Annotated in this window: 11 protein-coding genes; all 11 read right to left on the bottom strand. The window is 29.8% G+C overall.

The genetic code is table 11. From position 1 onward, the window contains the following. Positions 1-154 precede the first annotated feature (154 nt). Positions 155-868, bottom strand: coding sequence for a Crp/Fnr family transcriptional regulator (locus BM384_RS04350; RefSeq protein ID WP_090011440.1), 714 nt, complete (start codon positions 866-868; stop codon positions 155-157). A gap of 373 nt (positions 869-1,241) precedes the next feature. Continuing rightward, positions 1,242-2,975 (bottom strand): hydroxylamine reductase, encoded by a 1,734-nt coding sequence (hcp, locus tag BM384_RS04345; RefSeq protein WP_090011438.1) that lies wholly within the window; start codon positions 2,973-2,975, stop codon positions 1,242-1,244. Positions 2,976-3,238: 263 nt separating this feature from the next. After that, positions 3,239-4,198 carry a small ribosomal subunit Rsm22 family protein gene (locus tag BM384_RS04340; RefSeq protein ID WP_090011436.1) on the bottom strand — a complete coding sequence of 320 codons (960 nt, stop codon included), beginning with the start codon at positions 4,196-4,198 and terminating at the stop codon, positions 3,239-3,241. 77 nt (positions 4,199-4,275) lie between these two features. Continuing rightward, on the bottom strand, positions 4,276-4,956 hold the full coding sequence (locus BM384_RS04335) for a Crp/Fnr family transcriptional regulator (protein WP_090011434.1): 681 nt from the start codon (positions 4,954-4,956) through the stop codon (positions 4,276-4,278). A 2-nt stretch (positions 4,957-4,958) separates the two neighbouring features. Next, positions 4,959-5,762 (bottom strand): MerR family transcriptional regulator, encoded by an 804-nt coding sequence (locus BM384_RS04330; protein WP_090011432.1) that lies wholly within the window; start codon positions 5,760-5,762, stop codon positions 4,959-4,961. 24 nt (positions 5,763-5,786) lie between these two features. Beyond that, positions 5,787-6,497, bottom strand: coding sequence for an MATE family efflux transporter (locus BM384_RS18120; RefSeq protein WP_242945951.1), 711 nt, complete (start codon positions 6,495-6,497; stop codon positions 5,787-5,789). Positions 6,498-6,605: 108 nt separating this feature from the next. Next, complete coding sequence (locus BM384_RS18115; protein ID WP_242945950.1) at positions 6,606-7,091, bottom strand: MATE family efflux transporter; 486 nt, start codon at positions 7,089-7,091, stop codon at positions 6,606-6,608. 244 nt (positions 7,092-7,335) lie between these two features. Next, positions 7,336-8,274, bottom strand: coding sequence for a carbohydrate kinase family protein (locus BM384_RS04320; RefSeq protein WP_090011430.1), 939 nt, complete (start codon positions 8,272-8,274; stop codon positions 7,336-7,338). After that, positions 8,267-9,736, bottom strand: a complete 1,470-nt coding sequence (locus BM384_RS04315) for a glycoside hydrolase family 32 protein (protein ID WP_090011428.1) — start codon at positions 9,734-9,736, stop codon at positions 8,267-8,269. Before BM384_RS04315 ends, BM384_RS04320 begins: the two co-directional genes overlap by 8 nt. Positions 9,737-9,762: 26 nt before the next feature. Further along, complete coding sequence (locus BM384_RS04310) at positions 9,763-10,743, bottom strand: LacI family DNA-binding transcriptional regulator (protein ID WP_090011426.1); 981 nt, start codon at positions 10,741-10,743, stop codon at positions 9,763-9,765. Between the two features lie 138 nt (positions 10,744-10,881). Next, the gene (locus BM384_RS04305) at positions 10,882-12,240 is read right to left on the bottom strand and encodes a sucrose-specific PTS transporter subunit IIBC (RefSeq protein WP_090011423.1); all 1,359 of its coding nucleotides are present in this window, start codon (positions 12,238-12,240) and stop codon (positions 10,882-10,884) included. Positions 12,241-12,588: the final 348 nt, after the last annotated feature.

The following is a 12,588-nucleotide window of genomic DNA, read 5'->3' as shown; positions in this document are numbered from 1 at the left end:
ATTTTTTAATAGCCGCATTACCTTGGGTATTATTTTCAACAGCTCTTGCTATTGTCCTTACTTATATGAATAATTCTAAAAAGCAAAAGAAAAAATAAATTAAAAGGAGATGCATATAAATGAATAAAAATCATTTATATACATCTCCATATTTCTATATATAATCATAAAAAAATTCTCTATTTAAAACAATAATCTTTTTATTACCTACAATTTTTATTATATCTTCATGTTCAAATTTCTTAAGCTTTCTGCTTATAGTTTCCCTAGTAACTCCAATATAATTAGCCATATCCTCTCTATTAATAGGTAGAGTTATTTCTATACCATCTTTCTTATCTACCCCATACTTATTTATTAAACTTGTTAAAAGGTATGCTAATCTTGCCTCCACATCATTAGTTGCTAAACTTCTAGCTAAAGATTCTGCCTCTGAAAGTCTTTCTGCTAATGATTCCATAATACTTATTGATACTTCTGGCTTTTTAGCTATTATATCTCTAATTTCATTACTAGTTAAAGTGCAAATTTTACAGTCTGTTATTGCTCTTGCATTTACTCTGTAATTTGTATTTTTCAAGATACTAAACTCTCCAAAAAATTCTCCATCAGATAACACATTAATTATCTGCTCTTTTCCATCTGTAGTATATTTATAAAGTTTTATCTTTCCAGAACTCATAAAATATAATGTTTTGGAATTGTCACCTTCATTAAAAATCACATCACCTTTTTTATATTGTCTATGATCTATCTTTTTTAAAACATCTACCTTTTGATCCCCTTCTAAATTTTTAAATATAGATACTCTACTTAAACAGAAGTCATCGCATCTTCTTATACATTCACTACAAGTAGTACTAAGCATAATCTTTTCTCCTTTGTTATAGCATGAATATAGTTAGTTATTCCTATGTTTATAAGATCAGAAAGTATCTAATCTTAGTATTTGTATTATAACCTTTTCCAATAAAAAAACACTCAAAAAATAAAGGAACAAATTGGCTGACGTCACGCTTTTCAGTGCAGGAATCAGCTTTCTTTTGCGGCACTATATTTTTTCTTTTTGACGTATTGAAGAAATTGCATAACTAAAAGCCTATAACAATCAGTGCTCGCTATCAAAAAATTTAAATTTTCTATACGTCAAAAAAGACTGCATCAAAATGATGTTACAATCATTCTGATACAGCTTTAGGTTAGGTTTATTTATCTAATTAAATCGACAATTAATTTATCTCTTATTGTTCCATAAACATTTTCATATCATCTTCAACATTAGTAATTCCACCGATACCGAAGTTTTCAACTAAAACTTTAGTTACATTTGGTGAAAGGAATGCTGGAAGTGTTGGTCCTAAGTGAATATTCTTAACACCTAAGTGTAATAATGATAATAATACTATTACAGCTTTTTGTTCATACCATGCAATATTGAATGCGATTGGTAATTCGTTTATATCATCTAATTCAAATACTTCTTTAAGCTTTAATGCTATAAGAGCTAATGAATAAGAATCGTTACATTGTCCTGCATCTAGAACTCTTGGAATTCCACCGATATCTCCAAGGTCTAACTTGTTGTATTTGTACTTAGCACATCCTGCAGTTAAGATAACTGTATCCTTTGGAAGCGCCTTAGCAAAATCTGTGTAGTAGTTTCTTGATTTAGCTCTACCGTCACATCCTGCCATTACGAAGAATTTCTTGATTGCTCCTGATTTAACAGCTTCAACAACTTTATCAGCTAAAGCAAATACTTGAGAATGAGCAAATCCACCAATGATTTCTCCTGTTTCTAATTCAGTTGGAGCTTTACACTTCTTAGCTAATTCTATTATTTCTGTGAAGTCTTTATGTCCACTTTCATCTCTTTCTATATGCTTACATCCTGGGAATCCTGCTGCACCTGTTGTGAACATTCTATCCTTATAAGTTTCCTTTGATGTTGGAGGAACTATACAGTTTGTAGTCATTAATATTGGTCCGTTGAAAGCTTCGAATTCTTCTTTTTGTTTCCACCATGCATTACCGTAGTTACCTACTAAGTGCTTGTACTTCTTTAATTGTGGATAGTAGTGAGCTGGTAACATTTCTGAGTGAGTATATACGTCAACTCCTGTACCTTCTGTTTGTAGTAATAATTGTTCTAAGTCTCTTAAGTCATGTCCTGAGATTAATATTCCAGGGTTCTTACCAACACCTATATTAACCTTAGTCATTTCTGGGTTACCATAACTTTCAGTATTAGCTTTATCTAATAATGCCATACCTTCTACTCCAACTCTACCAGTTTCTAGAGTTAAAGCTACTAAATCTTCAACTGTTAATGAATCATCTAAAAGGTCAGCTAAAGCTTTTTGCATAAATGCGCTAACATCTTCGCTGTCATAGTCTAATTCATTTGCATGTTTAAGGTATGCAGACATACCCTTTAATCCGTATGTAATAAGTTCTCTTAAACTTCTTATATCTTCATCTTTAGTTGCAAGTACACCAACTTGTTCTGATCTTGATTTTTCATCTAAAACTGAATCTACGAAATCAACTTCTTTACTTCCACCGAAAGCATTCTTAAGTTTTTCGATTAATCCTAATTTCTTATCTATTTCTTCATTAGATTCTGTGTACCAAAGAGCTGCTTCAGAAAGATTTTCCTTATCATCTAACTTAGATAATAATTCATTCTTCATTCTTAAAGTTTCTTTAACTCTTTCATAGAATACTGCCTCATCAAAGTTTGCATTTGTTATTGTTGTAAATAAGTTTATAGTTATATAATGATTTACTTCTTCAGGAATAGCTTTATTTTCTTTTCTTAATCTAGTTGTTACTTCTGATAATCCTTTTGTAACATATATTAATAAATCTTGCATTCTAGCTAAATCTGGGCTTTTTCCACATACTCCAAATTTAGTACATGCTTTACATCCAGCTGTCTCTTGACATTGAAAACAGAACATTTCATTTTCCATAAATTTATTCTCCTCACTTACCTCGAATTTATAATCACATTATAACTACTTGAGAAAATTAAAACTGTAACATTTGTTACATTTTTAAAAAAATAATTATTTTAAAGTGTACGTGTATTTTTATTCGCTTTTATTCCAAAAATCATGGTAAATAATTTATAAAATATTATCTCCAGAATAATTTATTATGATTTTTATTGCTATTCATTAAAAAAATGAGAATTCAAACCTCTGAATTCTCATTTTTTACACTCAATTATATGTTATTTAGATATGCCATCTCCCCAATCAGCTTTTCTTGCCTGCTTATAAGCTTCTTTATCTTTCTTATATAACTCAATATTTTTGATTCCATCATCACAGCATACTTCAATATTAACTCTACCTTTTTTTATTATAGGATGTCTTAATATACGCATGTCTGTCTTTCTGCAATCTTCTTTTGATACTGCTATGTATGAAAATTTTTCATCTTCATAAGGAACATCTCCATTTTTTACTTCCTTATGTAATTTGCTTCTTGGTATTCTACATGTAAAATGACACCAGCTATCTATTTCACATTCCTTTTCATGGGGACATGGTGCTATAATATTAGCTCCACTTTCTATAAGCTGCTTACGAATCTTCTTTAAATTTGAGAATCCAACCTTTGTTCCTGGTTCTACTATTAATAAAACCTTGTTTGTTGCATTCCATAATTTACTTACGGCTTTAATTCTTTCATCATCACTAAGTTCATTTAAAACATAAGATGCAATAACTAAATCACCTTTATCTTCAATTTCTCCATTTGTAAGATCAAAGGATTTCCATTCCGTATTAATTAAGGCTTCTGATTCTGATTCCTTCATTATCTTTTGTCCTACTTTACGCATTGCTTCTTCTCTCTCAAGGCATACTACCTTCTCTAAATTAATTAAAGAATCTGCTGCCCATGAAGCAGCTCCTGTTCCTGCTCCTATATCTAGTAAAGTATTTATCTTATCATCATATAAATCCAAAGTATAATCAAGGGCCGAATAAACAGCTCCAAAGGTTGCTGGCATTCTTACTACTGAATAAGTAACTGCTTCAGCTTCCTTACTAATTAGACGTTTGCCTCTCCCGCTTTCATTTCTATATTTGTCGGTAATAGACTTAGAAATATCTTTTAATTCATTATGCTTAATATCTGTAATTTGATTTTCTATAGCTGTTTTTAATTCAATAGGTAACTGCATACTCGCCATCCTTTTCCTTTATAAGTTATACATCTATTATAATATAAAAATCATCATTTAATATTAGTATCAACCTACTAATCAAATAACACTTCTTCTAATTTTTCTCCATCAATTATTTTTATATTACGTCTATCAAATTCTATAAGACCTTCATCTCTAAGTTTAATAAGTTCCCTTGAAAGAGAAGGTCTTGGTATACCAATATTTAAAGCTAATTCTTCTTTACTTATATTAAGTTTAATATTGTTAGTTTTCTGCATAATACTTTCCTGTAAAATATAATCAGCCACCTTTTGCTTAACTGTTTTTAGAGAAAGACTCTTTATTTTACTATTTAAAGTAAAAACTTTTTCACTTAGAAGCTTTAAGAAATTTTCCATAAACCTTTCTTTGAAAGCGAATAATTTAATAATTTCCTGCTTAGTTAAATATATAATTTTACAATTCTCAATTGCCATTACTGTAGCTGGATATTTATTAAAACCTGAAAAAATCAAAGCTTCTCCAAATACATCCCCTGCTTTAAGCCTTTTCATTATTATCTCTTTCCCACTAGGATATAGACGTTCTACAACAACTTTTCCTTCTACAACTAATCCTAAAACATTACACTCATCATCTTCTTGGGCAATTATTTCTCCTTTAAAGTAATTCTTTGATGAATAATTGATAACATTAATTATCTCTCGCATTTCATATTCCGTTACCCCATCAAAAAGACTATTATCTATCAATCCGTCTATTAAATTATTCATTTTTACTCCTTAATCTTTATTGTAAGCTGTACTAATGACTTTTCTCTTCCTTCTATATCTATTTTAGGCATAATAGAAAACTCATAGAAACAGCCTTCAAGCTCAATATTATTTTCTTCTGCATATCTTAAGAGTCTTTCATAATATTTAAAGTTATCTCTATAATTATCATCATAATATAAACTTAAATACTTTCCTTTTGGAATTATGTTTCCTCTTAAGCTATCTGTATATTCATTATATATCATTATATTCGTATATATAATATTTCCTTTTATTATATCTTCATAAGAAGTTAAAAAAATAATTTCTGAATTTAACATCCCATAATTTTTTTCTACATCAATTAAAGTCTTTCTAAGATTAATTTCAAGTTCATTAATACTTTCAGATCTATATTCATATGCTATAACTTTTCTTTCTTCATATTCTTCTATCACAACTTCTCCTAAGGATCTTTCCAAAGCCACACTAACTCTATCCTTCAAAAAATCAATATAATTCCTAGTCTGTTGAAGTTCTCTTATCTTTTTATCAATAGACTCTTTTTGTTTTTCTAACACCTTATATATAGATTCTGGAGTAATATCTGTACCTATTAAATCTTTTATTTCTTCTAAAGATAATCCCATAAGCTTACAATATTTTATCATATCCATAACTATAAACTGATCTATTGTATAGTATCTATAGTTATTCTCTTTGTTTACATATGCAGGCTTTAAAAGGCCTATTCTATCATAATAACGAAGAGTTTGAATAGAAACATTATGTAGTTTACTCATCTCTCCAATAGAAAACTCCATACTTTAAACACCTCTAAATAATTTTTATACTCCTAATGCTAATTCTGTTGATTTCTTTAAATTTGATACAAGAATCATTACTACTATTGTTATAGACTCTGATACTAATGTTGATACCCAAATTCCATCTGCACCTAAAGCAAGAGATAAAATTATAAGACATATAGGGAATACTATTACACTTCTTAATGCACATATTAAGTTTGACTTTCCTGGCATTTCTATAGCTTGATAATATATTGTTGCAGCTAAGTTTACACCTGTAGGGAAGAATGATAAATTCATAAGATTTAACCCTACATAAGTCATTTCTATTAACTCTATATTAGATGTAAATACTCCTATAATTTCTCTGCCAAATACAAAACATGTGGCAGTAAAAACTATATTAACAATTAAACAGGCTATATTAGTCATCTTATGAAACTTAAGCATCTTTTCTTTATTTTTAGCTCCATAATTATAACTTATAAGAGGCTGTACACCAATAGCCACTCCAAATAAAACCATGTAAACATTAGTAGTCAAATAATTCATAATACTATATGCAGCAAGTCCCTCTTCACCAACAACTTTTACAATAGCAATATTAGCTAGATATATTATTATAGAAAAAGTTACTTCACTAAAAAAGGATGGAAGTCCTATATTAGAGAATTCCTTAATGCTCTCTCTATTTAATTTTACATTTCCAAAGGTTAATATTCCTTTCTTAAAAATGAAATGAGGAAGCAAGATTGAAACAGTAACTATTTGCCCAAGACCTGTAGCAATAGCTGCTCCTTTTATCCCTAAAGAAATCTCAAATATAAATAAACAATCAAGAATTATATTAGTAATTGCTCATAATATTGTAGATGCCATTGCAAGTTTGGGTTTCCCGTCATTTCTTACAAAACTATTTAAAGCTATACCTATTAAATTAGGTATACAAAACATTGCATAAAATCTTAAGTAATCAGTTGCTAAATTTAATATATTATCTGTTGCTCCTAAAATAGAGGCTAAAGGTCTTGCAAAAATAACGCAAACCACACTTATTATTACACTGAAGATAAGCAGGAATTTAAAAACCTGTCTAAAAACTTCTATTGCTAAATCTTCATCTTTTGCTCCTACATATTTAGAAACTAAAGCTCCTCCACCAACTGCAAACATACTTGCAATTCCAAATAACATTATTGTAAAAGGCATTATTACATTTACTGCTGCAAGTGCTAAATCCCCTACACCTTGACCTACAAATATTCCATCAATAACTGTATATAAAGATGAAACAAACATAGCCAAAGCTGAGGGAACCGCGTACTTCAAAAATTGTTTTGTCATTTTTTATCACCTCAAGCTGAATTGTTATATAAGCGAAATTATAAACTCTATAGTAACAATAGAGTCAATAAAATAAGGGACTTGTCCAAATGACATTAGAGTCATTTAAACAAATCCCCTTATATATTATAAACTTTACTTTATAATATATACTATATATTTCATATCCTCAATGGAATACTATACCATCCTCAAAAAAGATACCGAGCAATTAAGAAATTACTCAGTATCTTTAAATAAATTATTATTTAATATCCTTAGCATAAGGCATTGAATCTATTGCACCATAATTAGTACAAGTTATAGCTCCAACCTTATTAGCATAAGCTATTATTTCTTTCCACTTATTAAATGATATATTTTTCATATCTTCTAAATCAGCAACTTGCTTTAATACAGCTCCAACAAATGAATCTCCAGCTCCTGTTGAATCTACTTGCTTAATCTTTATTGAAGGTATTACAGTCTTCTCCTCACCATTACTAATTAAAGTTCCTTCAGCTCCTAAAGTTATCGCAACAACCTTTGCACCTATTTTATGAAGTTCATCTACACCTTCATTTAAATCTTTAATGCCAGTTATAAGTCTAACTTCTTCATCACTTAACTTAACAAAATCAGCACTTTCTGCAAATGTCTTGGAATCTTCAATAAACCTTGCTAACTTTTCTTCAGTTATTAATGCATCTCTATAATTAGGGTCAAAAGAAATAAACATATCATTTTCCTTACCATAGTCTAATAGTTTAAAGTAAGTATTCTTTAATTCTCCTTCTAAGAAACCAGTTGCAGAACCAAAATGTAAAACATCATTATTAGTTATTCTGCTTAAATCTATACTATTAAATGAATATTCTCCATCGCTTCCTCTATTAAATTCAAAGTCTCTTTCTCCATTTTCATCAATAGCAACGAAAGCAAGTGTAGTACACCCTTCCATCTTAGTCATACTTGTATCTATATTAACATTTTCTAAAGTTTCAACTAAGAATCTTCCGAAAGAATCATCTCCAACTTGACCTAAGAATACTGCTTCTCCTCCTAATTTTACAACTGATGCTGCAACATTAGCTGGTGCTCCTCCAGCCTTCTTTTCAAAGTTAACTCCATTTTTAATTCCTTTATTAATATCTTTTCCTATAAAATCAATTAATAATTCGCCTATACAAAATACCTTATCCATTGTATCTAACTCCCTTTAAACTCCAAATTTTCATATTATTAATTTTAATATTACCTTTAGTTACAAACTGCACTCCAGTTCCTTTATCTTCAGAATATACTCTTGATGAAATTACTTCTCTTCCATCATTTAAGTATATTTCTACTGCTGAATTATCCATGAACATATGAATTTTTATGTTTTCCTCATCATCTAACTTAAGTTTTCTAACACCTTTGTCCCCAGACTTCATATTACTTCTATCTAAAAGTGCAATATTTTCTTCAAAATCATATCTAAATAGCATCATCTCTTCATCTGAAACAGCAAATCTTAATTCTAACTCAGATGCATCCATCTTATTAAAATCTAATAAGAATTCATAACTATTATTATCTATATTATAACTTTCCCATTGACTACCCACTGAGTCTTCAATATTAGCAAGAAGTTCACCTCTTAAATTTTTATATTCTTCTAAAGGTTTTTGTATTAATTTATATCCATCAAGACTTAACTCTCTAGCCATAGTTAAGCAATGCATTCTATTATATTTATCAGTTGGATGTAATGATTCTTCTTCAGGCATTCCCATCCATCCAATCATTATAGTTCTTCCCTTATCATCATTAAATACTTGAGGAGCATAAAAGTCAAATCCCATATCAATTTCTTTAAATTCATTATGATTCATTACTAAGGTATCATAATTAAGTTTTCCAACAATATATCCCGATTGATAAATATTTTGATTTTTAAATTCTTCTTTTTCTAATCCCTGTGGTGAGAATAATAAGACGTCTTTTCCTTCAAGTTCAAAAAGACTTGGGCATTCCCACATAAATCCAAATTCATTATATGATGTGCCTATTTCCCCTTCAAATTTCCACCCTTCAAAGTTTTCAGTACTATATAATAAAGCTCTTCCAAATAACTCATCTGTCTGAGCTCCTATTACAAAATAGTATTTGTCATCCTTTTTAAATAACTTAGGATCTCTAAAGTGAGCTGTATATCCTTTTGGTCTTTCTTCATCTGAAAGAGTTGGACCTAATTTAGTAATATTATCTTTCTTATCACATATAGCTCTAACTTGATATGATTCTCTATTGCCTTCTTCGTCTTTAACATTACCTGTATAAAGAAGTTCTAAATGGTCATTATAAACTATTGCACTTCCTGAATAACAGCCATTTTTATCATACCAATCTGTCGGAGAAAGTACTGCCTTAGGTGCTGTAAATTCCACAAAATCTTTAGTTTTCACGAGGCCCCAATGCTTAAACTTATGCTCACATCCAAATGGATTCCATTGAAAGAATAAATAATATTCCCCATTAAAATAACTTAATCCATTTGGATCATTAATTAACCCAAAAGGCGTTTCAAAATGATAGTTTAATTTCCAATCATCATTATAACTATTTCTATAACATTCTATTACATCTAAATTTATGTCTTCTAATGCCTTAAATTCTTTCATTCTTATCACCCTCACAACCTAAATTTTTATCCTATGTTTTTTACACTTTGCCTTTCAATAAGCTTTAATTCAACTTCTTTTTCATTTTTAATTTCTTCTAGCTCTATAGCTGCTACCATTGAATCTGCTACCTTCCTTCCAAGAGCCTCATAATCAATACATACAGTTGTTATTGTTGGATGAACCGCAAGGCCAACGTCATATCCTCCAAATCCAGCAACTGAAAAATCTTCAGGTATATTGTATCTCCTTTCAAATGCATATCTAATAAACCCTAGAATTATATTATCAGTTGCTCCAACAACTGCTGTTGGTTTATATTTTAAAACTTTTTTACTAGACCTATAAGCTTCTTCGAAAGAAAATCCTGTTTCTACAAAACTTATATTGCATTCTACATCTTCAAAGGCTTCATAAAAACCTTCTTTTCTTTCAATACCAACTGCTTTATCATCTTCTGAAACTCCAAGAAATACTATATTTCTATGACCTTGTTTCTTGATGTACTCTCCAAGTATTCTACCTGCTTTTCTATCATCAATCTTTATACATTTTAATAAATTATTATTTTGACCAGTAAATATTATTGGTATAGTAAGCTTATTTGCCATGGCAATAGTTTCTTTAGTAATGTTAAATGCCATTACTATTATTCCATCAACCCCTTGTTTATAAAACTTATCTATACATTCAAGTTCTTTTTTCTTGTCTAATTCACTAGATGCTATAATTACTTGATATCCTTTATCTTCTAATATTTTATTTATACTCTTCAATAGTTTCCCTGCTGTAAAAGAATCTATTCTTGGCAAAATTACTCCTATAAGTTTACTATTATCAGATTTAAGTCTTTTTGCAAAAAAGTTTGAAGTAAACCCTGTTTTTTTAACTGCTTCACCAATTTTTTTTGCATTTTCTTCACTTACATAGCCTCCATTAAGATACCTTGATACAGTACTCTTAGAAACTCCAACCATATTGGCTATATCCTGTATAGTTACTTTCATATCTTCCCCCTAAGCTTAAAAATTTTTCCCATTTTTCCAATGTATTATATCATATTTAATCTTGAAAATTACCCTATATATAAATAGAGAGTCCTAGTATCTCTATTAGGACTCTCTATTTTGCATCATCATACAATTCTATTCTTCTGGTGTAAATAAGAAATATGTTAATAAGAAAGATACTGCAAATCCAATTCCACAAGCTATTAAGTAGCCTACTATATTTGTGTTTAAATAAAGTAATATTCCTGGTACTGCTGTAACTCCCATTCCTGTTCCTGCAAGATGAATTATTCCTGAGAATAAACCAGCTGCAGCTCCACCAACACAACCATATATAAATGGTTTTATAAATCTAAAGTTAACACCAAATATTGCAGGTTCAGTAATTCCTAAAAATGCTGGAACTGCTGATGATAAATATAATGAACGCTTCTTCTTATCTTTTGTCTTTAAAGCAACTGCTATTGTTGCTGCACCTTGAGCTACTATTGCTCCTGAAATAAGTGCATTAAATTGGTTAACGCCTTCTGAAGATAATAATTCTACTTCTAAAGCATTAAATACGTGGTGTATACCTGATACAACTATTAATTGATGGAAACCACCAATTACTGCTCCACCTATACCAAATGGAAGTGTCATAAATAATATACATCCTGCTAAGATATATTCTTCAATTGTATGCATTATTGGTCCTACAACAAATAATCCAAGTACCATTGAAACTGCTAATGTTATGAAAGGTGTAACTATTAAATCAATAACATCCGGTATAACTTTTCTTAATGATTTTTCAAGTTTAGCTGCTATAATTCCTAGTATTAAAGCTGGCAGAACTGATCCTTGATATCCTACTAAAGGAATGTCTAATCCCATTATTGGCACATATATTGGACTAGCTGTTCCAGCAGCAACATCATATGCATTTGGAAGACTTCCTGATACTAACATTAAACCAAGTACTATACCGATAACTGGTGTTCCACCGAATTTTTTAATTGTTGACCATGCTACTAAAGCTGGTAAAAATGCGAAAGCTGTATCTGTTAAGATACCAAGTACTGTTGCGAAATTACCTTCACCTGAAACTACACCTAAAGTTTTTAATAAACTGTTAAGCCCCATAAATAATCCTGTAGCAACTAGTACTGGGATTATAGGAACGAAAATGTCACCTAAAGTTCTTGAAACTTTTTGAAGTGGAGTCATATTTGCATATGCTTCTTCTTTATTGTTTCCAGTTTCAATTCCTTCTTTATTCATTTCAGCAAAAACTTTATTTACGAAACCTGTTCCTAATATTATTTGGAATTGAGCGGCTGCAAAATATTGTCCCTTAACTCCATCTATATTTTCAATTGCTTTTTCATTTACTTTGTCTTTATCTACTAATATTAATCTTAATCTTGTTGCACAATGTTCCATTGATTTTATATTTTCTTTTCCACCAATGTTTTTCAAGATTTCTCTAGCAACAACTTGCTCTTTACTCATTGTTTTCCCTCCTATGTATAACGTTTACCCCCCCAAGTTATGTTTATATAATATCAGTTCCATACACTTTTTGTCAAGTAAAGGTTTAAATATATTTTCATTTCCTTTCAAGCCACCTATTTTAGCCACTTCAACATATTTATCCCTCCGTTATTTTTATTGTTTTTTCTCACATGGCATCGGTTCCACATTGTTAAAGATATTTATTGTTTATTATCTATTTATTATCTCCACCTCTGTAATAACTATTTATAAATATCGAGTAGGTGAACCTCAGAAATATTTTTTTCTGAGGTCTTTCCTCTCACAGAACCGTGCATGCGGGCCTCGCACACGGCTCTTGATAAA

This window comes from Clostridium sp. DSM 8431, assembly GCF_900116755.1.
Lineage (GTDB): Bacteria > Bacillota > Clostridia > Clostridiales > Clostridiaceae > Clostridium.
This window is presented reverse-complemented; position numbering and strand designations above follow the sequence as displayed.

Bases quoted from the DNA above. Each gene is read 5' to 3' on its own strand.
- BM384_RS04340 (WP_090011436.1), bottom strand. From the start codon at position 4,198: ATGCAGTTACCTATTGAATTAAAAACAGCTATAGAAAATCAAATTACA.
- BM384_RS04350 (WP_090011440.1), bottom strand. From the start codon at position 868: ATGCTTAGTACTACTTGTAGTGAATGTATAAGAAGATGCGATGACTTC.
- BM384_RS04335 (WP_090011434.1), bottom strand. From the start codon at position 4,956: ATGAATAATTTAATAGACGGATTGATAGATAATAGTCTTTTTGATGGG.
- BM384_RS04315 (WP_090011428.1), bottom strand. From the start codon at position 9,736: ATGAAAGAATTTAAGGCATTAGAAGACATAAATTTAGATGTAATAGAA.
- BM384_RS04330 (WP_090011432.1), bottom strand. From the start codon at position 5,762: ATGGAGTTTTCTATTGGAGAGATGAGTAAACTACATAATGTTTCTATT.
- BM384_RS18115 (WP_242945950.1), bottom strand. From the start codon at position 7,091: ATGACAAAACAATTTTTGAAGTACGCGGTTCCCTCAGCTTTGGCTATG.
- BM384_RS04310 (WP_090011426.1), bottom strand. From the start codon at position 10,743: ATGAAAGTAACTATACAGGATATAGCCAATATGGTTGGAGTTTCTAAG.
- BM384_RS04305 (WP_090011423.1), bottom strand. From the start codon at position 12,240: ATGAGTAAAGAGCAAGTTGTTGCTAGAGAAATCTTGAAAAACATTGGT.
- BM384_RS04320 (WP_090011430.1), bottom strand. From the start codon at position 8,274: ATGGATAAGGTATTTTGTATAGGCGAATTATTAATTGATTTTATAGGA.
- hcp (WP_090011438.1), bottom strand. From the start codon at position 2,975: ATGGAAAATGAAATGTTCTGTTTTCAATGTCAAGAGACAGCTGGATGT.